The following is a 21,642-nucleotide window of genomic DNA, read 5'->3' as shown; positions in this document are numbered from 1 at the left end:
GCCGGGCATTCTGCTTAGCGTCTTATTCAACGGCGGCCGATGCCCGCCAGCCAAGGAGAACATGATGACTTCCACCCTGTTTATTACGGGCGCGACATCCGGATTCGGTGAAGCCTGTGCCCGCAAGTTTGCGCAAGCCGGCTGGAAACTGGTGCTGACGGGTCGCCGGGAAGAGCGCTTGAAGGCGCTGTGTGAGGAGTTGTCCAAGCAGACCGAGGTATACGGGCTGGTGCTGGACGTTCGCGATCGTCCAGCGATGGAAGCGGCGATTGCCAATCTGCCGCCCGCGTTCAGCCAATTGCGCGGGTTGATCAACAACGCAGGGCTGGCAGTGGGCACCGATCCGGCCGGGCAGTGCAATCTCGACGATTGGGACACCATGGTCGATACCAATATCAAGGGCCTGCTCTACAGCACCCGCCTGCTGCTGCCACGCCTGATCGCCTATGGTCGCGGCGCCGGCATCATCAACCTGGGCTCTATCGCTGGCAGCTACCCGTACCCGGGCAGCCATGTGTACGGCGGCACCAAGGCGTTCGTTAAGCAGTTCTCGCTCAACCTGCGCTGCGACTTGCAAGGCACGGGTGTGCGGGTCAGCAACATTGAGCCGGGCCTGTGCGAGAGCGAGTTCTCGCTGGTGCGCTTCGGCGGCGACCAGGCGCGGTACGACGCGACCTATCAAGGGGCTGAACCGATCCAGCCTGAAGACATCGCCGAGACTGTTTTCTGGGTGCTCAATACCCCGGCCCACATCAATATCAACCGCCTTGAGCTGATGCCTGTCACGCAGTCCTGGAGCGGTTTTGCCATCGAACGCCACGCCAAAGAGTAAACTCACCCCTGGCAGCCCACCTGCGACCCCTGAGAGGGGTCGTATTCAACCGGGCTGAAAAGGAGTTTTTGTGAGTAACCGTGGTGAGCAGAAATTGCTCAAACAATCGACCGTCCTGATGTTCGCAGTGGCAATTGCGGGGATCGTGACGGGTTTTATATCGGGTTCCCAATCCATCATGTTCGATGGATTTTTCTCTTTGATCGCGACCTTCATCAAAGTATTGATGCTGATTACCGCGACGTTGATCGCCAAGGAAAGCAACCAGCGTTTCCAGTTCGGCTTCTGGCACCTTGAGCCCATGGTGCTGCTGATCGAAGGCAGCTTCCTGTTCCTGATTGCAATCTACGCCTTTCTCAATGGTGTGTTCGGCATCATCAACGGCGGGCGTGACATTGAACTGGGGCTGGTCATCGTCTATGCGGCGGTGTTTACCGTGATCGAATTTGCGTACTACTTCTGGGTACGCCGAAAAAACCGCAAGCTCAAATCGACCTTGATCCAGTTCGACAACATCAGCTGGCTGGTAGACGCCATGCTCTCAGTGGGTTTGTTGATCAGTTTCATCATTGCGCTGGTCTTGAAGCAGCAAGGGCATGAGCAGTGGGCCGCGTATGTCGACCCGGCGATTTTGATCCTGCTGGCACTGAGCATGCTCCCGCCAGCGTTCAAAATCCTCAAGCCGGCTTTGCGCGACGTGCTGGGTATTGCGCCGGACAAGCTCGATGACAAGGTGCGGGATGTGCTTGAAGAGATGTCGGCACGGCATGGATTTGAAGGCTACAAGACCTATGTGCAAAAGCACGGCCGGGCGCGCTTCATCGAGATCCACATTGTGCTGCCGGCGGGTTACCCACTGACCAGCGTGAAGACCCTGGATGCCATGCGCGAAGAACTGTCGAGCCTGCTCGGTGCCCCTGACAGCGCCCGTTGGTTGACCATTTGCTTTACCGGCGATCGCAAATGGATTGCCTGATCAAGCATGGCAGGCGCAAGGCCTGCCATGTGTGCAGTCAGTTCAGGAAGTGCGTAAGGCCGCTGTAACAAGTCGCCAGGTGATACGGCGTGGTCGAGGGCATGTCTGCGCGGCTGACGTTGCCTTGTGCATCCAGGCATTCATACCAGCCACCGGCATGTAGAAAATGCTGTTGCAGCGCCAGCAATTGGCGTTGCAAGCGTGGCTGGTTTTCGGGGCGCAAGGTCAGTGCCCGCAGGTACTCGGCCTGGGCCCAGATACGCTGGGTGCCATCGCGCAGGCCGCCAGCGCTGTCGAGCATGCCGCACACCGCGCCGGTCTTCGCATCCACCCCGACCTGTTCGGCGAAACTGAAGGCGCGCTCCAGCGATGCGTGCAACGGGGTGTCGCGCAGCAGTGGAGAGGCGTGCAATAAAAAGAACCATTCGAACTGATGGCCCGGCTCAAACCAGTTATCCACAGCTCCGCGTGGTTTTTCGAGCATGACGTTATGCACAGGCTCGATAAAACGCTGCTGCATGCGTTCGGTCAGTGTGAGCAGAGCGGCCTGCACGGGCGCGTCGTCGCGCACGGAAAGGGTCGCCAGAAAGGCTTCGGCCAAATGCATCAATGGGTTTTGCAGCGGCCCGCTGCCCAGTGACGACCAGTCTTGATTCAGGCTGGCTTCGTAGAGGCCGTTGCCATCACTGAAACGCTCGGCCACCACGCTCAGGGCCGCATTGAGCACCGACTCCACCAAGGGTTCGCGCACTTTGGCCCAGTAATGGGCGCTGGCAAAGATGATGAAGGCATGGGTGTAGAGGTCTTTGCGTTGATCCAGAGGCGCGCCTTGAGGGTCGATGCTGTAGATCCAGCCACCGTGCTCGGCGTCATGAAAGTGCTGCTGTAACGAGCGGAACAGGGCGCTGGCGCGCGCGGCTGCATCAGGGAAATCCTTGTCGCCGATCAGGCTGGCGAAGACATACAGCTGACGTGCGCAGGCCATGGCGCGATAACGCTGGGGCGGCAACGGCTGATGATCCGGGCTGAGGGCCTCATAAGGCAACGCCATATCGGCATTCCAGCCGGGACCTTGCCACAGGGGCACAATCACCTGGCGAAAATGCTGCTCGACGGCCGTAAATACGGCAGTCAGTTCAAGCGGGAAGGCGGAGCTGGCTACATCAGGCATGGGTGTGCGTCGTCACGGCTGTTTGCGCGACATGATACACCTCAAGGCTTTACACGTCCCTGTAGCCGCTGCCGCAGGCTGCGATGGGGTGCGCAGTTGAAGGCCCTTCGGCCATATCGCAGCCTGCGGCAGCGGCTACACAGACCGCTTGTAGCAGCGGTCGAGCGAAGCGAGGCCGCGTCCGGCGGCGCAGCCGTCGTAAAGCCCCGCGTACCTCTCCGTTGAATGCACCACGTGTCTCGCCGTTAAGGCGGTTCATTGTTGTCCCTGTAGCCGCTGCCGCAGGCTGCGATGGGTTGCGCAGATGAAGGCCCTTTGGCCCTTATCGCAGCCTGCGGCAGCGGCTACACAGACCGCCTGTAGCAGCGGTCGAGCGAAGCGAGGCCGTGTCCGGCGGCGCAGCCGTCGTAAAGCCCCGCGTACCTCTCCGTTGAATGCACCACGTGTCTCGCCGTTAAGGCGGTTCATTGTTGTCAATGTAGCCGCTGCCGCAGGCTGCGATGGGTTGCGCAGTTGAAGGCCCTTCGGCCCTTATCGCAGCCTGCGGCAGCTGCTACAGAGACCGCTTGTAGCAGCGGTCGAGCGAAGCGAGGCCGCGTCCGGCGGCGCAGCCGTCGTAAAGCCCCGCGTACCTATCCGTTGAATGCACCACGGGTCTCGCCGTTAAGGCGGCTCATTGTTGTCAAACAGCCACAAAAGCAAGCCCAAAGGCCGAAAGGGGCGGGACGGTATTTACGGACATCGAGTCAGGTCAGTAATCCTTGACGCTCGATAAACGCCACGATGGCATCGAGCCCCTGGCCGGTTTTCTGGTTGCTGAACACAAAGGGTTTGCCGGCGCGCATGCGTTGGGTGTCGCTGTCCATCAGTTCCAGGGAGGCGCCTACCAGCGGGGCGAGGTCGATTTTGTTGATCACCAGCAAATCCGATTTGCAGATCCCCGGGCCACCTTTGCGGGGCAGCTTGTCGCCCGCCGATACATCGATCACATAGATCGTCAGGTCGGACAGTTCGGGGCTGAAGGTGGCCGACAAGTTGTCACCGCCCGACTCCACCAGAATCAGGTCGAGCCCGGGGAAACGGCGGTTCAGTTGATCGACGGCTTCCAGGTTGATCGACGCGTCTTCGCGGATGGCCGTGTGCGGGCAGCCGCCGGTTTCAACACCGATGATCCGCTCCGGGGCCAGCGCTTCATTGCGCACCAAAAAGTCGGCATCTTCGCGGGTATAAATATCGTTGGTGACCACGGCCAGGTTGTAGCGCTCGCGCAGGGCCAGGCACAGCGCCAGGGTCAAGGCGGTTTTGCCGGAGCCCACAGGGCCACCAATGCCGACACGCAACGGTTGTGTGTTCATCAAATTCTCCTAGGAACGAAACAGACGGCTGTATTGGCGCTCGTGGGCCATGCTCGCCAACGACAGGCCGAACGCGGCGCTGCCCAAGCGGGATAAGTCGAGGTTGCTGGCATGTTGCTGTGCCTGTTGCAACGCGGGGGATAACTCACTGGTCATGCGTTGGGCCGCTTGCTGGCCCAGCGGCAGGGTCTTCATCAGCACCGCCAATTGGTTTTCCAGCCAGCTCCAGAGCCAGGCGGCCAGCGCATCCTGCGGGCTGATGCCCCAGGCGCGGGCAGCCAATGCCCAGCCGAGTGCCAGATGCGGCTCGGTTTGCCGGGCGAGAAACTCACGGCCAGGGTCATCCAGCTCGGGTAAACCCTTCAACAGCTGTTGCAGGGAGTAGCCCATTTGCCGGCTTTCCTGATGCAACTCGCGGGTTTCACGGCTGGCGCGGTGCTCGTCGCAAAACTGCTGCAAGATGTGCCAGTCCTGCTCTGCTGCCGCTCGACAATGGGCCAGCAGCAGCGGTGCCTCAAAGCGGGCGAGGTTGAGCAGCAACTGATCGCTGATCCAGCGCGAGGCACTCGGCGGGTCGCAGACCCGGCCTTGCTCGACCGCCATTTCCAGGCCTTGGGAATAGCTGTAGCCACCGATGGGCAATTGCGGACTGGCCAGGCGCAACAGCGCCCAGGCCGGGTTCACACGCGCACGCCGAATTGATGCAGACGCGGTGCATAGTTGAAGGCTTCTTCACCTGCCCGTGAATGATGATGACCGCCACCGTAGGCGCCGTGTTCAGGTTGAAACGGCGCCTCAATGGCTTCGGCGTGAGCCCCCAACTGCTCAAGCATGGCCTTGAGCACGTAGTCATCGAGCAACCGCAGCCAACCGTCCCCCACCTGCAAGGCGACATGGCGATTGCCCAGATGATAAGCAGCACGCGTCAACTCAAAGGCATTGCGGCAGGTGACATGCAGCAGCTTTTCGGGGCTGGCACACACGCGCACGATACGCCCGTCCTGGGCCTGAAGGTATTCACCGTCATGCAGGGGGGCTTGTCCGCGATCAAGAAACAAGCCCACATCTTCGCCATCACTGCTAAAGCAGCGCAGACGACTTTTGCTCCGGGCTTCAAAGTTGAGATGTATCTCGGCGCTCCACACGGGGTGGGCTTCGACTCTGCGGTGAATCACCAGCATCGGAAGGCTTCCTGCAATGAACAATGCCAAGGTCAGAGCAAGGGGCTTGCCAACCTTGGGGGACACCGTAAATGCGAGGGTGACATGCGATCTGGACGGAGCAGAGGGGGCGAAAACAGTGCGTAGTGCGAGGCTGGGCGCACCATTGCAGTGCGTTCTGGCCTATTCGGTGCTGCCCAGGCCTTTCCAGTGTTTGAGCCCGATAAAGATAAAGCGCAATTGCTGACTGATTTTGGCCTGTGCTTGCAGGTACTCGGGCAAGGCTTCGGCAGGTGGATCAATAACGTCGGGCAAGGCGGCGAATACGCTTTTCACCACCAGGTCGGCAATCACGGTGAGGGCCGCGTGATTCAAATGGCGCAACTTGGGCTTGGACCCGAGGTCTGCCGCCAGATCCGAAGTGATGTCTTCGCGCAGTGCGCCAATGGCCTGTCGAACAGGTTGTGAACCGCCATATTGTTCACGCGCCAGAAACAGGAATTGCGATCGATTGGCTTGGACAACGTCGAGAAAGATTTGTACCGAGGCGTTGATAACGCCGCCCATAAACAGTTCGTTGTGACGTACCAGGCGAATGGTTTCGCGGAATGTCTGGCCGACTTCACTGACCAGCGCCAGGCCCAGCTGATCCATGTCGCTGAAGTGACGATAAAACCCGGTAGGCACGATGCCGGCCGTTTTTGCGACTTCACGCAGGCTCAAGCTGCCAAAGCCGCGACCCGATTCCATCAAGTGGCGGGCAGCATCCATCAGCGCAAGGCGGGTTTGTTGTTTCTGTTCGGCGCGGGGCAGCATTGGGGCTGGTATTCCTGACTGGGGCAGCAGCGCACTCTAGCAAATCAGCTTTGATGACGTCGAACGGTGTGGGAGGCAATCCTGGCGAACCGGTGCCGATAGCTGCGATGGGAGGTGAAGCAGTCCAGATGTTTTGAGGGGCCTGCTGCTCTTATCGCAACCTGACGACAGCGGTTACCAGGAGAATGTCAGCTCGCACGTTGATTCCTTTCGGCCAGGCGTTCCGCGCCACCTTCGGCTACACGGTTCAGCTGTTTCTGGGTGCGATCGTAGCCGTCTTCGGCCACACGGTTTTGTTGATTCAACGTGCGCTGTGCGCCGTCTTCAGCGACACGATTTTGTTGATTCAACGTGCGTTGAGCGCCGTCTTCAGCGACACGGTTTTGTTGATTCAATGTGCGTTGTGCGCCGTCTTCAGCGACACGGTTTTGTTGATTCAGCGTGCGTTGTGCGCCATCTTCGGCCACCGGGTCGAGAGGCTGGGTCAGGGTGCTTGAGGCCGGTTGTACCATCGGGGTCGGTTCTTCGTCAGCAGGCTGGGCGAAGGCGTTAATCGCAAACAGTGAAAGGGTCAGGCCAAGCAATAAGGGGCGTTTCATGGTGTCGGTGCTCCGTAGCAGTGCAAACAGTAGGTGTGAAGGCAATGCTACGCTTGGAAATCCGATATCAAAGTTCATAAGGACAATGGTAATAATCAACAGAATTGATTGTCCGGGCTCAAGCGCTCTAGCCCGAGGCTTTGGCCGGGTCAGACTGTACTCGTCAGGGGGGGCGGGCGACAGCGGCAGGCCTTTGTGCGGCTGCACGGATGCTGCTGTAAACCCGGCAGATTGGTTTTTTTTTGCGAATGCGGCACCCGGGTTAAACCTTGAGTCGTGTTTGTCAGTCGTACTTTTATCAGCGTCGCTAATAGGACGTTCAGCAGTCATTAAGGAGCCGTGAAATGACGCGCACCCGTAAAACCCTCGCCTGGACTGGCGGTATTTTGGTGCTGCTGCTGGCGGTGCTGGTAGTGCTCCTCGCTACCTTCGACTGGAACCGCATCAAGCCGACCATCAACAGCAAAGTCTCCGAGATACTCCATCGTCCTTTTGCCATCAACGGCAACCTGGCCGTGCGCTGGCAGCGAGAGGTGGACGAGGGCGGTTGGCGGGCCTGGGTGCCGTGGCCGCACGTGATTGCTGAAGACTTGAGCCTGGGTAATCCCGAGTGGTCGAAAGCGCCGCAGATGGCTAGCCTGGAAAAGGTCGAACTGCGCTTGTCGCCGCTGGCCCTGCTGACTGAAACCGTGGCCATTCCGCGTATTGACCTGACCCGGCCCAGCGCCAGTCTTGAGCGCCTGGCGGATGGTCGCGCCAACTGGACGTTCACCTTTGACCCCAAAGACCCGAATGCAGAACCTTCCAGCTGGAAGGTGGATATAGGTGCGATTGGTTTCGACAAGGGGCACGTGACGTTAAATGACCAAACGCTTAAAACCCGGCTGGATGTGTTGATCGACCCGTTGGGCAAACCGATCCCCTTCAATGAAATCGTCGGTGAAGCTGCGGCGAAAAAGGCTCAGGCAAAAGGCGCCCGGGCGCAGGACTATGCATTCGCCTTGAAGGTGAAGGGCCAGTACCACGGCCAGAAACTCAATGGCTCCGGCAAAATTGGCGGCCTGCTGGCCTTGCAAGACGCGGACAAACCGTTCCCGTTGCAGGCCGAGGTGAGCATTGCCGACACTCGGGTCGCGCTGGCCGGAACCTTGACCGATCCGCTCAACCTGGGGGCGCTGGATCTGCGCCTGAAATTGTCCGGCAACAGCCTGAGCAATCTGTATCCGTTGACCGGCGTGACACTGCCGGATTCGCCACCCTATGCCACCGATGGTCACTTGATTGCCAAATTGCATGAGCCCGGTGGTGCAGCGTTCACCTATGAAAACTTCAACGGCAAGATTGGCGACAGCGACATTCATGGCAGCCTCAACTATGTCGCCACTCAGCCGCGTCCCAAGTTGAGCGGGGCGCTGGTGTCCAATCAGTTGCTGATGGCTGACCTGGGGCCCTTGATCGGAGCGGACTCCAACACCGAGCAAAAGGCCCGGGGCGGTGCAAGCAAACAACCGGCGGGTAAAGTGCTGCCGGTCGAAGAGTTCCGCACCGAGCGCTGGCGCGAGATGGATGCCGATGTCGAATTCACCGGCAAACGCATTGTGCACAGCGCAGACCTGCCTTTCACCGACCTCTATACGCACTTGGTGCTAGAGGATGGTGTGCTCAGCCTTGAGCCGCTGCGTTTCGGGGTGGCAGGAGGCAAGCTGGATGCGCAAATTCGCCTGAACGGCCAGGGGACGCCATTAACGGGGCGGGCCAAACTGACGGCACGCAAGTTCAAACTCAAGCAGTTGTTCCCGGCATTTGAGCCGATGAAGACCAGCTTTGGTGAACTGAATGGCGATGCCGCCCTCACGGGCACCGGTAATTCGGTAGCCAGGCTGCTGGCCACTGCCAATGGTGACTTGAAGATGATCATCAATGACGGGGCTATCAGCCGCAGTCTGATGGAAATTGCCGGACTGAACGTCGGCAACTACGTGGTGAGCAAGATCTTTGGCGATGAAGAAGTGAAGATCAACTGCGCGGCCGCAGACTTCGGGATCAAAAACGGGTTGGCCAGTCCCCGGCTGTTCGTGTTTGATACCGAAAACGCGATTATCTACATCGACGGTACGGCTAACCTCGCCACCGAACAGCTCGACTTGCAAATCACCCCTGAGTCCAAGGGGCTGCGCCTGTTTTCATTGCGCTCGCCATTGTACGTACGTGGCACCTTTGCCAACCCGTCGGCAGGTGTTCAAGCGGTGCCGCTGTTGTTGCGCGGCGCTGGGATGGTCGCGCTGGGTGTGATCGCCGGCCCGGCTGCCGGTTTGCTGGCCCTGATCGCCCCCAGCGGCGGAGAGCCCAACGAGTGCGCCCCGCTGCTGCAGCAAATGCAGCAGGGTAAAGTACCGAAAACCGTGAAGTAAGGGCCTGAACTTCCGCGGTTGGGCCTGACGCTCACAGGCCCAAAAAAGCCCGCCCTCACTCTCATGGGGGCGGGCTTTTTAATGGCCGGGGCGATTACAGGTCTTGCAGAATATCCGCCATGTCGTCGGCGTGTTCTTCCTCTTGGGCGAGGATGTCTTCCAGAATCCGGCGGGTAGTCGGATCCTTGTCGCCGATGTACTGGATCATTTCACGGTAGCTGTCGATGGCAATGCGCTCGGCAACCAGGTCTTCATAGACCATTTCCTTTAGCGTATTGCCGGCCACGTATTGCGCATGGGCGTTTTTGGACAGCAGGTCGGGGTTGAATTCCGGCTCGCCTCCCAGTTGCACGATGCGTTCGGCCAGTTTGTCAGCGTGTTCCATTTCCTGGGTCGCATGCTCCAGAAACTCTGCTGCCGCAACGCTGGCTTTCAGGCCGGTGGCCATGAAATGGTGGCGCTTGTAGCGCAAGACACAGACCCATTCCGTTGCCAGTGACTCATTGAGCAAACGCAGGATTTCTTCGCGGTCGGCGCTGTAGCCTTCAGTCACGGCACCGTCTTCAACGTTCTTGCGAGCGCGTTCGCGAAGGGTCTGTTTATCCGATAAATGCATCTGGGTCATTTCATTCTCCTCACTCATCCGGTTGCCGCCTGGCTCTGTTGGCAAGGTCGGTTCGTTAGTTGTGAGTCTTGAGCGCCGAGAAAGTTTTATCGGATTTCCCTCGGCGCTGCGCCTGGCTGTTTACGCCGTCTTGGGCTTGCCCAGCGGTGTGGTCCAGCGCTCCGAAAGGATGACCCCGGCCAGGGTCAGTGCGCCGCCGATCAGGTGATAGGCGTGCAACTGCTCGTTCAGTACCACGGTCGCAATCAGCGCGGTGAGTAGCGGCAACAGATTGAAAAACAGCGTGGTCCGGCTCGGCCCCAGCAGGGCAATGGCTTTCATCCACGCCAACGGAGCGAGCATCGACGCCAGCACACAGGCATACAGCACCAGCCCGATGTTGTGTACCGAGGGGCCGATCTTGGGTGAAAGCAGGTACAGCGGAAACAGCACCACAATCGCTACCAGCACTTGCAGGTACAGCATCTGCAAAGGAGGGAGCCGCAGCTGCCATTTCTTCAGCAGCGTGCTGTAAATCGCATAGGCCAGGGTGGCGATCAGCATCATCGCGTCGCCCAGGTTCAGGCCCTGCTCGAGCAAAAGGCCGAGGCTGCCACTGGAAACCACTACCAGCACGCCGACAAACGACAGCATGGCGCCGAACAAGGCGCCGGCGGTCAGGCGCTGGCCCAGGCTGATGATGGACATGGCCAGCACCATCAACGGCATCAGTGACAGGATGATGCCCATGTTAGTGGCTGAGGTACGGGCGGCGGCGTAGTAGGCCAGGCTTTGATAAACCGCCATGCCGAGTACGCCAAGGATGAAAATCTTGCCCAGGTTGGGGCGGATGATTGACCAGTTGGCAATGATCGGTTTGAGCATGAACGGCGTGAACAGCAGGCCGGCCAGCAGCCAGCGATAAAAACCGATCTCGGACGGGAAGATCGCCCCCACGGCCATTTTGGTGATCACGTTGTTGCCGGCCCAGATAAAAATGGCCAGCAGCGGGAAAGCGTATTGCATCAGTCACAACCACACGATGAATGAGCGGGGATTATCCGCTTGTCTGTCTGCAGGCCTATACTTCAATCCGGCCAATCTTTGTTTAGATCCAGACAGCATGCGCAAGAACCTGATCAGCGTTCCCGAATTCGATGGCTTACCGGCCCCGGTCTATTTCCGCTACGCCGAAATTGCGGCCGACAGCCATGCCGCGCCACACGTGCATGCCTGGGGTTCGCTGGACTACGTGGCCCGCGGGGTCATGCGGTTTGAGGTTCAGGGCCAGCGCTTCATGTCGCCCCCGCAATATGCGGTCTGGGTACCTCCCAATACCGTGCACAGTGCCTATAACGCGCAGGCGATTGTGTACCGCTCGGTGTATCTGGACACCCAGCACTGTCAGCACCTGCCGACCCGTCCGGTGACATTGGCCATCAGCGACATCCTCAAGGCCATACTCAGCGACTTTGCCCGGCGCGATATCAATATCCCCCAAAGCGAGGCGGATATTCGTCTGGCGCAAGTACTCGTCGATCAATTGCGTCAGGCCCCCGAGCATCAGTGCTACCTGCCGTATGCGCGTCATCCCGGGCTGCTGCTGGTGCTGGAGGCGTTGCAACACCACCCAGGCGATAACCGGCCGCTGGGGCAATGGGCCGATCAGGTGCATGTCAGCGAGCGAACTCTGGCGCGTTTGTTTGTGCGTGAGCTGGGCATGAGCTTCGGCGAGTGGCGTCAGCGTCTGCGCTTTCTGGTCGCGATAGAGGCCCTGGAGTCCGGGCGCAGCGTGCAGGATGTCGGCTTCGACACGGGATACAGCTCGTCATCGGCCTTTATCGCGATGTTTCAGCGCCAGGCCGGGTGTACCCCCGAACAATACCGGCGTCAGGTTCAGCATCTTTAAAGCGCGCGGACGGGCTGTAGGTGTAACAGAGTTTGTCTACAATGCCGATAAGTCCGCTGCCACTCGGTGCGGCAATAAGGAGAAGACTCCATGAAGATGCTGCGCGTTCCTCTGTTGATGATGGGTTTGCTGTTGTGTTCCCAAGGATTTGCGGCCACTGCCCAACAAAACAAAATGACCACCTGCAACGCCGAGGCCGGCGCCAAAACCCTCAAGGGTGATGAGCGCAAAGCCTTCATGAGTACCTGTCTCAAAGCCAAGCCGGCCACGCAACAAGAAAAAATGAAAACCTGCAACGCCACCGCGGGCACCCAGGCCCTCAAAGGCGATGAGCGCAAAGCGTTCATGAGCGAGTGCCTGAAGAAGAAATAACCTCCCTGAGCCTGTAGCCGTGGGCAGCCGGCTGCGGCTACAGGTCAGATGCCGTTACAAATTCTAGTGATCCCCGCCGAAGGCTGGCAGACTGCCCGTCCATTCGCGCTGCCTGGTCTGAGGCTGTATGCCATCGTTTTCTCAACGTCACATCCTTCTGGCCAGTTACATCATCATTGCTGGCGGGCTGTTACTGGTTTTTCCGTTACGTTTGTTGCCGAGCCTTCTGGCCGGTTTGCTGGTTTTCGAACTGGTCAACATGCTCACCCCGCAATTGCAGCGGCTGATCGCCGGGCGGCGTGCGCGTTGGCTGGCCGTGGCGCTGCTCGGCACACTGGTAGTCAGCGTATTGGCGCTGCTCTTTGCCGGCGCCATCAGCTTTTTACTGCATGAAGCAGAAAATCCCGGCGCCTCACTCAACAAATTCATGGTCGTGGTCGACAGGGCGCGCGGGCAATTGCCGCCGTTTATCGATGCGTATCTGCCCGCCAGTGCGGCCGAGTTTCGCGTGGCCATCGGCGCATGGATGAACAAGCACCTGAGCGACTTGCAGCTGGTGGGCAAAGACGCGGCGCACATGTTCGTGACCTTGCTGATCGGCATGGTGCTGGGCGCCATCATTGCCTTGCAACGCATTCCGGATGTGAGCCGGCGCAAGCCGTTGTCCGCGGCGCTGTTCGAGCGCTTGCACCTGTTGGTGCAGGCGTTTCGCAACATTGTGTTTGCGCAGATCAAGATCGCGTTGTTGAACACCGTATTTACCGGGGTATTCCTGGCGCTGATCCTGCCGATGTTCGGCGTGCACCTGCCACTGACCAAAACCCTGATCGTGCTGACGTTCCTGTTGGGCCTGCTGCCAGTGATCGGCAACCTGATCTCCAACACCCTGATCACCATTGTCGGGCTGTCGTTGTCGATCTGGGTCGCAGTGGGAGCATTGGGCTACCTGATCGTTATCCACAAGCTGGAATACTTCCTCAACGCCAAAATCGTCGGCGGGCAGATCAGCGCAAAATCCTGGGAGTTACTGCTGGCGATGCTGGTATTCGAGGCAGCCTTCGGCCTGCCGGGGGTGGTGGCGGGACCGATTTACTATGCGTATTTGAAAAGCGAGCTGAAGCAGGCGGGGTTGGTCTGAACCCGTAGCCGCTGCCGCAGGCTGCGATGGGTTGCGCAGCGACCCTGCCTTTAAAAGGCGAAGGCCCTGCGGCCCCTATCGCAGCCTGCGGCAGGGGCTACAAAATTGCTGTTAGCCGTAACGCTTTTTGGCTTCGATTGCCAGACCGCTGCCGATGCTGCCGAAGATGTTGCCTTCAACGTGGCGGGCGTTGGGCAGCATGGCCGAGACGCTCTGGCGCAAGGCCGGGATGCCGCTCGAACCGCCGGTGAAGAACACCGTGTCGACCTGCTCGACACCTACGCCGGCACTGACCAGCAAGTTCGTCACGCTGTTGCGGATGCGCTCCAGTTGGTTGTCGATCGACGCTTCGAACAGCGTCCGGCTCAACTCTACGCTCAGACCGGCTTCAACCCGATCCAGCGGTACATGGCGGCTGTCGCTCTGGGTCAGTTCGATTTTGGTTTCTTCGATTTCCATAGCCAGCCAGTGACCGGCACGTTGCTCGATCAGCTTGAACAGGCGGTCGATGCCACCGGTGTCTTCGATGTCGTAACGCATGCTGCCCAGGGCCAGCTGGGACTTTTGCGAGTACACCGAGTTGATGGTGTGCCAGGTCGCCAGGTTCATGTGGTGGCTGGTGGGCATATAGGCACCGCTTTTCATGCGGCTGCCGTAACCGAACAGAGGCATGACGCCTTGCAGGCTCAACTGCTTGTCGAAGTCGGTCCCGCCTACGTGCACGCCGCCAGTGGCCAGGATGTCGTCCTGGCGGTGGTCCATGCCACGGCGCTCCGGGGACAGGCGCACCAGCGAGAAGTCGGATGTACCACCGCCGATGTCGACAATCAGTACCAGTTCTTCACGCTCGATGGTCGATTCATAATCGAAGGCCGCGGCGATCGGTTCATACTGGAACGACACTTCCTTGAAGCCGATTTTGCGCGCGACGTCGATCAAGGTGTTTTCGGCTTCCTGGTCGGCGAGGGGATCGTCATCCACGAAATACACCGGGCGACCCAGAACCACTTCTTCAAAATCACGACCGGCGGTCGCTTCGGCACGCTGCTTGAGCTGACCGATAAACAGGCCGAGCAGGTCCTTGAACGGCATTGCGGTGCCGAGCACGCTCGTGTCGTGCTTGATCAGCTTGGAGCCCAGCAGGCTTTTCAGCGAGCGCATCAACCGGCCTTCGTAGCCTTCCAGGTACTCATGCAGCGCCAGACGACCATACACCGGGCGGCGTTCTTCGATATTGAAGAACACCACTGAGGGCAGGGTGATCTTGTCGTCCTCCAGTGCAATGAGCGTTTCCACGCCTGGGCGCAGCCAGCCGACAGTGGAGTTGGACGTGCCAAAGTCGATACCGCAGGCACGTGCTGGAGAGGCGCTTTTCATGTCGTTTGTGTTCCGGTTAAAAAACGGCCGCGCAGTGTATGCCAGACCGCCGAAGAATCGAAGGGCGACTATTCGTTAAATCGCAGGTTTTAATCCCCTTGAAAGACTATCCTTCACCCCCAACCTTCCAGACATTGGCTTGGTAGTTGGCTGGCGAGAAGCCTGTAGGCTGCCGATAAACTTTTGCAGCACAGTTCAGTCAGACGGTTGATAGCGATCAATCGACCGGCCGGGCACCCCGAGCTTCCTGGGTGAGCAAGAACTGCGCGATATTGATAACGGATGGTGATCCTTACATGGACTTCAAAGACTATTACAAGATCCTGGGTGTCGAGCCCACGGCTGACGATAAGGCGATCAAGGCCGCCTATCGCAAGCTCGCGCGCAAGTTTCACCCGGATGTCAGCAAGGAAAAGGACGCCGAGAACAAGTTCAAGGATGTCAACGAGGCCTATGAGGCCCTTAAAAGTGTCGAAAAACGCGCGGAATACGATGAACTGCGTAAATATGGCCAGCATGGCCAGCCGTTCCAGGGGCCACCAGGCTGGCAGGGTCACGCCGGTGCCGGTTTTGAAGACACGGGCGATTTTTCAGACTTTTTCAGCTCGGTCTTCGGTTCGCGCAGCAGCGGTTTTGGTGGCCAGTCAGGTCGCAGTGCGGGTCGTCGTGGACAGGACGTAGAAATGGAATTGCCGATTTTTCTTGAAGAAACCCTGTCCGGCGAGTCGAAACAGATCAGCTTTCAGATCGCAGGTGTCAACAAGACACTGAACGTGAAGATCCCGGCCGGTGTGGAAGACGGCGAGCGCATCCGTCTCAAAGGCCAGGGCGGCCCGGGCATGGGCGGCGGGGCGAATGGTGATTTGTACCTGATCATTCGCTTTGCCCCGCACCCGATGTTCGATGTGGAAGGTCACGACCTGATCATCACGGTTCCGCTGGCACCATGGGAAGCGGCGCTGGGCACCAAAGTGGCAGTGCCGACCCTGACCAGCAAGATCAACCTGACCATTCGTCCGGACAGCCAGAGCGGTCAGCGTTTGCGGATCAAAGGCCATGGCCTGGCAGACAAGCAAGGCCAGCGCGGTGATTTGTACGCCCAATTGAAAGTGGTGATGCCCAAGCACACCGACGAGGCTACCAAAGCCCTGTGGCAAGACCTCGCCGAAAAAGCGGCATTCGACCCGAGAGCCCAATGGAGTAACTGATCATGAGCAGCACCCTGATCGTTCAGCTGGACATGGAAAGGTTCTGCGAGGAGGCCAATATCCCGGCCACCTACGTGATAGAGATTGTCGAACACGGAATTATCGAGCCTCAGGGCCGCACGCCGGACGTGTGGCGTTTTGAAGATTACGAACTGATGATTGCAAGGCGTGCAGCCAAGCTGCGTGATGATTTGAAGATGGAGTGGGAAGGTGTCGCCCTGGCACTGGAACTGCTCGAAGAGTTGCAGCAACTGCGGGCCGAAAATCAGCGGCTCAAACAGCAGTTGGGACGCTTCGTCGAATAGCTTGACTCCGGCCCCCGCGAGTTTGCGATGACCATGCGTTGATTCGTCCGAATCAACGCATGGCGACCCTCGTGAGCCCGCTGCATGCGGCATGATTGCACTGGCCCGACCAGGCACTATCTATATACCCCTTTAGCCCAAGGCCTCCTCGATAAGCTGATGACCCCATCATTTATCAAGGACTGAACGATGCCCGAGGCTACGACTTACCCCGCTTTAATCCCCATTGAACACGGACGCCACTACGACCTCATCCAGAGCGCCATCCCCCCGTATATGGTAGAGGCTGCGCCAGAGCGACGTGCCGCGCTGACGGCAATCCGCCCGCAGATTCCCGATTGGTATGCACGCGCATCAACGGCACAAAAAGACACGCTCAAAACGCTGAACCAGACCTGCGGCCAGGCACTGAACAAGCTGGACAGTTACCTGGGCAAAATCCCGGAGCTGAACGCCTTTGCGCAACCCTTGCTCGAGCAGGCGCTGGAAAGTGCCGGGTACAGGCTCCCGGTCAACGAGGTTTTTGTCCGGCTCTACGCACCGACGGTCGACGCGTTTGGTGTCGGCTCGGGCGGGTTCAGTGTCAAAAGCATGTCGTTGCTTCAGGCCGCACTGCACAACTTTGAGCAACCTGAAACCGAGGCCGGGTACTTTGGCGAAGACTCGGGGTTCATTAGCCGGCCGGACGAGTTCGGCCGCTTCAAGCCGTACCAGACCTCACTCACGCTCGAAGTGTTCACCTCGCTGTGCCGAACCCTGGATATCGGTCGCCTGTACCAGCAGGAGCTCGGCACCTGGCTCGACCCGGAAAGCGTGCTGTCCCGGGAAGTCCTGCGCCACCGCTACATCAGTCACCAGCAAGCGTTGCTCAAGGTCGATGCGCAAACAGCCTTGCTCAAGGGCGATATCGACATCGCCACTTATGCCCTGATGATGCGGGTGGTGGGCGGTGAGCGTCAGATCAAGCTGGGCGAGCAACAACTCTGGTATCGCTACCCATGTGTGATGGGGCTTTTGCTCAAGGGCTGCGTCGTCTTCGAGCTCAGTGTCGAGGGGCACTACGCGGGAGCGATGGTGGTCTGGATCCCGGGCGATCCAGAGCACCCGCTCAAGCGCTACGCAAGCTTCTCCGATTTTCGTGACGAAATGCTGCGCAAACTGACGACCCGTTCCACGTCATTGAGGCAGGCGGGCCTTACGCCTTATCAACTGTTCCTGAGCCGGTTCATTGAGCAAAAGGACCGTCCCTATTACTACAGGCGCCTGACCATGCTGGTGACGGATGCGCCGGAGCATCCCTGGTGGCTGGGCTGGGCCCTGTCACTGAGGCCTGTGCTGCTACTGCCCCAGCCCGAATACCATACGCGTCGTGTCCAGGCGGACGATCCCGATATCAACCTCGAAATTTGCACCATGAGCGAAGAACGGGTGTGGTTCGACGTTGAAATATGGGGCAAGTTGTTCGACGACATGCGCGGCACCCTGTTCAACAATGCCCGCAACATGGCCCTGTCCACGGCAGACGCCGATGTCAGCAATCGCTCTGCACGGCTCTCGCACTATCTGAATATCGGCTTGTTTGCAGTCAACGTGCTGGCAATGGTGGTACCGCCCCTGGGTGATGTGATGTTGACGGTGATGGCCGGGCAGTTGCTGTACGAAACCATCGAAGGCTGTCTCGAGTGGAGCGATGGCGACCGGGAAGCGGCCTGGGGGCATATCGGTGATGTCCTGGAAAACATGGCGATGCTGGCGGCGGGCGCCGCAGTGGTGCGCGGCGTGTCACCGGTGATCGAAAGGCTCAAGCGCGTGACATTGCCGGGCGGTGAGCAGCGGCTTTGGAGCCCGGACCTGGAAGGTTATGAACATCCGATCACCCTGGCGCCCCAATCACAGCCCAATGAGATTGGCCTGCACACGCACAATAATCGTGAAGTGCTGGTGCACGAAGGCAAGCACTACGTGCTCAGGCAAGATCCGGCCTCCGGTCAGTATCGTGCGTTGCATCCCGCCCGCGTGGAGGCTTATGAACCCGAGTTCCGGCACAACGGCCACGGGGTGTGGGTGCATGAAGGGGAGCAGCCCAAGCTGTGGCCACGACGTACCCTGATGCGCCGGCTGGGCGCCTCGGTCGTGGGGATGAGCGACAGCGAACTCGAGCAGGTGCTGCAGGTCAGCGGCGTTCATGAAGACGACTTGCGCCGCATGTATGTCGAGAACGAGCCGACCCCCGCACTTCTGGCCGACAGCATTTGGCAATTCAAGGCGTATGCCAAGGCCAGGACCGTGGTCGCGGAAGTCAGGGCAGGGCGTCTCTCCAGTGAACTGTGTGGCTACTCCGCGGCCTTTGCCCCGGAGCTGGCGGGCTGGCCCGCGAGCAAGGCCATCGAGGTTTTCGACTTGCCGGCGCCTTCGGTACCGGGCGCCCGATTCGGCAATGAACACGCGTCCGGTAACGACATTATCCACATCAACCGGGCGCAGTTGATGAATGGCGAGTTACCGGGACGTGTTGTGGACGCACTGACTCAGCAACAACTCGAAGACCTGCTGGGTGAGCGTGTACCTTTTCAGCGTGATGAACGCCTTGAGCTGTTCAAAGAGCGTCTGAGCGCACTGATGGAAAAAAACACCCAGCGTTTGTTCGACAGCCTTGCTGAAGGCAGTGTGCCGGCCAGGGATCCGCTGCGGACCTCCATCGAGTGGCTCAAGCGCGTGTTTCCGAAACTCCCTGCATCGATTGCCCGCCGGTTGGTGTCTGACGCCAGCGCCAGCGAACTGGCGCAGCTCAACAGCGGCAAAGGCCCCGAACGGTTGATGCAATCGGCACGCACCCTGCAGCGTGAGGCGCAACTGTCGTCTGCTTACCGCGGGCTGTATATGGACAGCCTGGTCACGGCAGACACCGAAACCCTGGCCCTGAATACCCTCGAAACCTTGCCCGGCTGGAAGGACGATCTGCGCATTGAAGTCCGTAACGATCACTTCAATGGCGAATTGAGGGCCAGCTTTGGCCCCCTGGAGGCAGGCAATCGCAAAGTGCTGGTACGCATCGGAGATGGGCAATACATGGCTCAGGATGAACAGGGCCAGGCGCTGCATGGCGCTGATGACCTGTATAGCAGCCTGCAGCATGCCTTGCCGGACGGGTATCGGCAGTCGGTAAAGTTGCCCCATGTGGGCCAGGGTTCGGCGTTGAAATTGAATATTCAGCAACACCCGTTATCCCGGGAGCGCCTGCGGCCCCTGCTGAACATCCGGGCCGAGAGCCGACCGTTCTTCCTGCCCCCCGAACGCTTGCCCGATGGCCGCTTGGGTTACCCGCTCAGTGGCCGGCGGACCACGGGCACTTACGGTCCGCAAGAGATGCTCAGGGCCCGCTATGAGCGGCTGTATCCCTATGCCGGAGCGGATGAAATATCCGATGCACTGAGTTCACTCGGCATCCATGCACCGGCCAGGATCAAAGCGCTTGAGGATGATTTCACCCAGTTGGGCATGACCCTCAACCGATGGATTTCATCCCCTGTCGATGGTGTGCCTTTGCGGGGCGGGCCGACGGACACCCAGATTCCGGTATTGCGGGCCAGGCATTACATCAGCGATCGGCTCAAGCAGGTGTGGCGTCGGGCCGGTCCGATGAATCTGGATCGTGCCGGGCGGTATATTGGCCAGACGCTGCAAATCGAAGGCGAAGGCATGGGGCCTGTGCTGGAAAGCCTGCCGCCGTTGAGCGCAGATTTCTCCCATGTCACCCGGGTCGAGTTGTCGCAAACGGGGGCCACGGATGCCATTGACGACTTTCTCTCAAACTTTCCGAAATTACAGTCGCTCGATCTCAGTGCCAATCGACTGACCCGATTCCCGACGGCCATCACACGCATGCCGAAACTGGAAGTGCTCGACCTGATGGTGAACAACATCACGCTCACCCCTGAATCCGCCGAGCAGCTCAAAGGCATGACCCAGTTGGTGATGCTGGGGCTGGACGACTCACCGCTCGGCGTGTTGCCCGATCTGAGCCGCATGCCCCGCCTCAGAGCCATTTCGCTCAACAATTGCGGGCTTGATGCCTGGCCCGCCGGGCTTTTGGCTCATCCCCGGCCTCGGGATTTTTTACTGTTGCTCGAAGATAACCCGCTGACCCGCATCCCTGATGTGGCGCCGGGCTCTGACAAGGCCCGCCTGCTGGGGCGAACCAGTATCAGCGCGCAACGGGTTTCGGATGAGGTGAACGAAAAAATAAACCTGTATCGCGAATCGGTGGGAATCGACCCCGCCCGGCAAAGGGCACGGGGGCTGGCCAGCGACAGCGGGCATTGGGTCGAGGGCCTGCCCGCCGAAGAGGTGGTCTCCCGGCAAGCGTTGTGGAACCGTGTGGAATTCTCTGCGGGTTCGGAGCCGTTTTTCGCCGTCATCAGCGATCAGGCGCAACACATGAATTATCGCCCCGACGCCGTGACCTTCAACGCAGACATGAAAGCCAAGGTCTGGCGCATGCTGACAGCCATGGACGAAAGCCCTGACCTTCGTGACAAGCTCTTCGAGATGGCTCAGGCACCTTTTACGTGTATTGATGCCGGCGCACAGCTGTTCAATGCGATGGGTGTCGAGGTGATGTGGTACGAGGCTTATCAGGCGCCGAAGGCGTGGCTGGTCAAACTCGAAGTGCTCGACCTCGCCAAAGGCAAGGCCCGGCTCGATCAGTTGGGGCGGATTGCCCGGGCGCGGGTGCAGGAACTGGAAGCCCAGGGCCGCAAGCACCCCGAGTACAAATACAACTCGGGTGACACGCCACGGCGTGTCGATCATTACGATGCCAATGGCGTGCTGCTGCCAGACATCGATGAAGTGGAAATCTACCTGGCTTACACCACTCATCTTGCCCGGCGCCTGGATTTGCCGTGGCAATCTTCCAGCAATATGTTCGTGGAGCCCGAGGTGACACCGGCGATGCTGGAGAGTGCCTATGAGCAGGTGCTGGCGCTGGAGCAAGGTGAAGGTCTGCGCAACCAGTTGCTCGATCAGCCGCGGTGGATCGAGTTTCTTGAAGGCACCCACCGTCCTGATTTTGACAGGCTGAAAGCCAAGCTGGAGGCGTTGATCGATCTGCAGGCCGCGCAACAGGCCTGGGTCGAAGACGTGGCGTTATCCGGGGCGCAGAAAGCCGGGTTGCGCCAGCAGATCGAACAGGCGGGCGCCGTGCTGGGCAAACCCCTCAGTGCGCTGCCCCTCGGTCGGGTCATGACCGATGCCGAGTACGCGGCCGGTGTCCGTCAGATTGATGATGAGCACCGACAGCTGCTGAAGGCATTGACGGATGCAGCGCTGGGCGTGGACGTGCCAGCGCTGAGAGAAACCCCGCGCCAGGGATGAGCCTGTACCGGGCATTGCCGGGGGGGGGCTGGT

Annotated in this window: 18 protein-coding genes; 9 read left to right on the top strand and 9 right to left on the bottom strand. The window is 59.5% G+C overall.

Features of this window, described 5'->3' with window-relative positions; genetic code table 11:
* Window positions 1–64: 64 nt before the first annotated feature.
* Together AWM69_RS16335 and AWM69_RS16330 are read left to right on the top strand one after the other, a co-directional pair.
* Window positions 65–832 carry an SDR family oxidoreductase gene (locus AWM69_RS16335; protein ID WP_218727660.1) on the top strand — a complete coding sequence of 256 codons (768 nt, stop codon included), beginning with the start codon at window positions 65–67 and terminating at the stop codon, window positions 830–832.
* A 70-nt stretch (window positions 833–902) separates the two neighbouring features.
* Window positions 903–1,808: a cation diffusion facilitator family transporter gene (locus tag AWM69_RS16330; RefSeq protein WP_131653609.1), complete on the top strand. Its 906-nt coding sequence runs from the start codon at window positions 903–905 to the stop codon at window positions 1,806–1,808.
* Window positions 1,809–1,845: 37 nt separating this feature from the next.
* On the opposite strand, the gene AWM69_RS16325 is transcribed toward AWM69_RS16330, so the two are convergent.
* From AWM69_RS16325 to AWM69_RS16300, 6 genes are all read right to left on the bottom strand, one after another.
* Window positions 1,846–2,979, bottom strand: coding sequence for an AGE family epimerase/isomerase (locus AWM69_RS16325; protein WP_218727547.1), 1,134 nt, complete (start codon window positions 2,977–2,979; stop codon window positions 1,846–1,848).
* A 746-nt stretch (window positions 2,980–3,725) separates the two neighbouring features.
* Window positions 3,726–4,334 carry an urease accessory protein UreG gene (gene ureG, locus AWM69_RS16320; RefSeq protein WP_131653607.1) on the bottom strand — a complete coding sequence of 203 codons (609 nt, stop codon included), beginning with the start codon at window positions 4,332–4,334 and terminating at the stop codon, window positions 3,726–3,728.
* 9 nt (window positions 4,335–4,343) lie between these two features.
* Entirely contained in the window at window positions 4,344–5,018 is a 675-nt protein-coding gene (locus AWM69_RS16315) for an urease accessory protein UreF (RefSeq protein ID WP_218727546.1), read from the bottom strand.
* Window positions 5,015–5,515: an urease accessory protein UreE gene (gene ureE / locus AWM69_RS16310; protein ID WP_218727544.1), complete on the bottom strand. Its 501-nt coding sequence runs from the start codon at window positions 5,513–5,515 to the stop codon at window positions 5,015–5,017. The genes AWM69_RS16315 and ureE overlap by 4 nt, the downstream gene beginning before the upstream one ends.
* A 162-nt stretch (window positions 5,516–5,677) precedes the next feature.
* Entirely contained in the window at window positions 5,678–6,310 is a 633-nt protein-coding gene (locus AWM69_RS16305; RefSeq protein WP_218727542.1) for a TetR family transcriptional regulator, read from the bottom strand.
* 188 nt (window positions 6,311–6,498) lie between these two features.
* Complete coding sequence (locus AWM69_RS16300; RefSeq protein WP_131653603.1) at window positions 6,499–6,909, bottom strand: hypothetical protein; 411 nt, start codon at window positions 6,907–6,909, stop codon at window positions 6,499–6,501.
* 344 nt (window positions 6,910–7,253) lie between these two features.
* Here AWM69_RS16300 and AWM69_RS16295 point away from each other — a divergent pair, with 344 nt between their 5' ends.
* The gene (locus tag AWM69_RS16295; RefSeq protein ID WP_218727540.1) at window positions 7,254–9,320 is read left to right on the top strand and encodes an AsmA family protein; all 2,067 of its coding nucleotides are present in this window, start codon (window positions 7,254–7,256) and stop codon (window positions 9,318–9,320) included.
* A gap of 94 nt (window positions 9,321–9,414) precedes the next feature.
* Here the strand turns inward: AWM69_RS16295 and AWM69_RS16290 are convergent, their stop codons facing one another.
* Together AWM69_RS16290 and AWM69_RS16285 are read right to left on the bottom strand one after the other, a co-directional pair.
* Entirely contained in the window at window positions 9,415–9,945 is a 531-nt protein-coding gene (locus tag AWM69_RS16290) for a bacterioferritin (RefSeq protein WP_048382904.1), read from the bottom strand.
* A 120-nt stretch (window positions 9,946–10,065) separates the two neighbouring features.
* Entirely contained in the window at window positions 10,066–10,950 is an 885-nt protein-coding gene (locus tag AWM69_RS16285; RefSeq protein ID WP_131653601.1) for a DMT family transporter, read from the bottom strand.
* 97 nt (window positions 10,951–11,047) lie between these two features.
* On the opposite strand from AWM69_RS16285, the gene AWM69_RS16280 reads away from it, so the two are divergent.
* From AWM69_RS16280 to AWM69_RS16270, 3 genes are all read left to right on the top strand, one after another.
* Window positions 11,048–11,833, top strand: coding sequence for a helix-turn-helix transcriptional regulator (locus AWM69_RS16280; RefSeq protein WP_131653600.1), 786 nt, complete (start codon window positions 11,048–11,050; stop codon window positions 11,831–11,833).
* Between the two features lie 90 nt (window positions 11,834–11,923).
* On the top strand, window positions 11,924–12,205 hold the full coding sequence (locus tag AWM69_RS16275; protein ID WP_048382714.1) for a PsiF family protein: 282 nt from the start codon (window positions 11,924–11,926) through the stop codon (window positions 12,203–12,205).
* Between the two features lie 127 nt (window positions 12,206–12,332).
* The gene (locus AWM69_RS16270; protein WP_131653599.1) at window positions 12,333–13,343 is read left to right on the top strand and encodes an AI-2E family transporter; all 1,011 of its coding nucleotides are present in this window, start codon (window positions 12,333–12,335) and stop codon (window positions 13,341–13,343) included.
* Between the two features lie 111 nt (window positions 13,344–13,454).
* Here the strand turns inward: AWM69_RS16270 and AWM69_RS16265 are convergent, their stop codons facing one another.
* Window positions 13,455–14,720: an Hsp70 family protein gene (locus AWM69_RS16265; RefSeq protein WP_131653598.1), complete on the bottom strand. Its 1,266-nt coding sequence runs from the start codon at window positions 14,718–14,720 to the stop codon at window positions 13,455–13,457.
* A gap of 296 nt (window positions 14,721–15,016) precedes the next feature.
* On the opposite strand from AWM69_RS16265, the gene cbpA reads away from it, so the two are divergent.
* From cbpA to AWM69_RS16250, 3 genes are all read left to right on the top strand, one after another.
* Window positions 15,017–15,928, top strand: a complete 912-nt coding sequence (cbpA, locus tag AWM69_RS16260; RefSeq protein ID WP_218727538.1) for a curved DNA-binding protein — start codon at window positions 15,017–15,019, stop codon at window positions 15,926–15,928.
* Window positions 15,929–15,930: 2 nt separating this feature from the next.
* Window positions 15,931–16,233: a chaperone modulator CbpM gene (locus AWM69_RS16255; protein WP_048382710.1), complete on the top strand. Its 303-nt coding sequence runs from the start codon at window positions 15,931–15,933 to the stop codon at window positions 16,231–16,233.
* 189 nt (window positions 16,234–16,422) lie between these two features.
* On the top strand, window positions 16,423–21,609 hold the full coding sequence (locus tag AWM69_RS16250) for an NEL-type E3 ubiquitin ligase domain-containing protein (RefSeq protein WP_218727536.1): 5,187 nt from the start codon (window positions 16,423–16,425) through the stop codon (window positions 21,607–21,609).
* The last annotated feature ends 33 nt before the right edge of the window (window positions 21,610–21,642 follow it).

Source organism: Pseudomonas sp. D1HM (assembly GCF_019266105.1).
GTDB classification, from domain to species: domain Bacteria; phylum Pseudomonadota; class Gammaproteobacteria; order Pseudomonadales; family Pseudomonadaceae; genus Aquipseudomonas; species Aquipseudomonas taetrolens.
The sequence above is the reverse complement of the archived record's forward strand: the minus strand, read 5'-3'. Positions and strand labels throughout refer to the sequence as shown.

Coding starts and splice junctions, on each gene's coding strand:
- AWM69_RS16335 (WP_218727660.1), top strand. CDS start 65: ATGACTTCCACCCTGTTTATTACGGGCGCGACATCCGGATTCGGTGAA.
- AWM69_RS16325 (WP_218727547.1), bottom strand. CDS start 2,979: ATGCCTGATGTAGCCAGCTCCGCCTTCCCGCTTGAACTGACTGCCGTA.
- ureG (WP_131653607.1), bottom strand. CDS start 4,334: ATGAACACACAACCGTTGCGTGTCGGCATTGGTGGCCCTGTGGGCTCC.
- ureE (WP_218727544.1), bottom strand. CDS start 5,515: ATGCTGGTGATTCACCGCAGAGTCGAAGCCCACCCCGTGTGGAGCGCC.
- AWM69_RS16305 (WP_218727542.1), bottom strand. CDS start 6,310: ATGCTGCCCCGCGCCGAACAGAAACAACAAACCCGCCTTGCGCTGATG.
- AWM69_RS16300 (WP_131653603.1), bottom strand. CDS start 6,909: ATGAAACGCCCCTTATTGCTTGGCCTGACCCTTTCACTGTTTGCGATT.
- AWM69_RS16295 (WP_218727540.1), top strand. CDS start 7,254: ATGACGCGCACCCGTAAAACCCTCGCCTGGACTGGCGGTATTTTGGTG.
- AWM69_RS16290 (WP_048382904.1), bottom strand. CDS start 9,945: ATGACCCAGATGCATTTATCGGATAAACAGACCCTTCGCGAACGCGCT.
- AWM69_RS16285 (WP_131653601.1), bottom strand. CDS start 10,950: ATGCAATACGCTTTCCCGCTGCTGGCCATTTTTATCTGGGCCGGCAAC.
- AWM69_RS16280 (WP_131653600.1), top strand. CDS start 11,048: ATGCGCAAGAACCTGATCAGCGTTCCCGAATTCGATGGCTTACCGGCC.
- AWM69_RS16275 (WP_048382714.1), top strand. CDS start 11,924: ATGAAGATGCTGCGCGTTCCTCTGTTGATGATGGGTTTGCTGTTGTGT.
- AWM69_RS16270 (WP_131653599.1), top strand. CDS start 12,333: ATGCCATCGTTTTCTCAACGTCACATCCTTCTGGCCAGTTACATCATC.
- AWM69_RS16265 (WP_131653598.1), bottom strand. CDS start 14,720: ATGAAAAGCGCCTCTCCAGCACGTGCCTGCGGTATCGACTTTGGCACG.
- cbpA (WP_218727538.1), top strand. CDS start 15,017: ATGGACTTCAAAGACTATTACAAGATCCTGGGTGTCGAGCCCACGGCT.
- AWM69_RS16255 (WP_048382710.1), top strand. CDS start 15,931: ATGAGCAGCACCCTGATCGTTCAGCTGGACATGGAAAGGTTCTGCGAG.
- AWM69_RS16250 (WP_218727536.1), top strand. CDS start 16,423: ATGCCCGAGGCTACGACTTACCCCGCTTTAATCCCCATTGAACACGGA.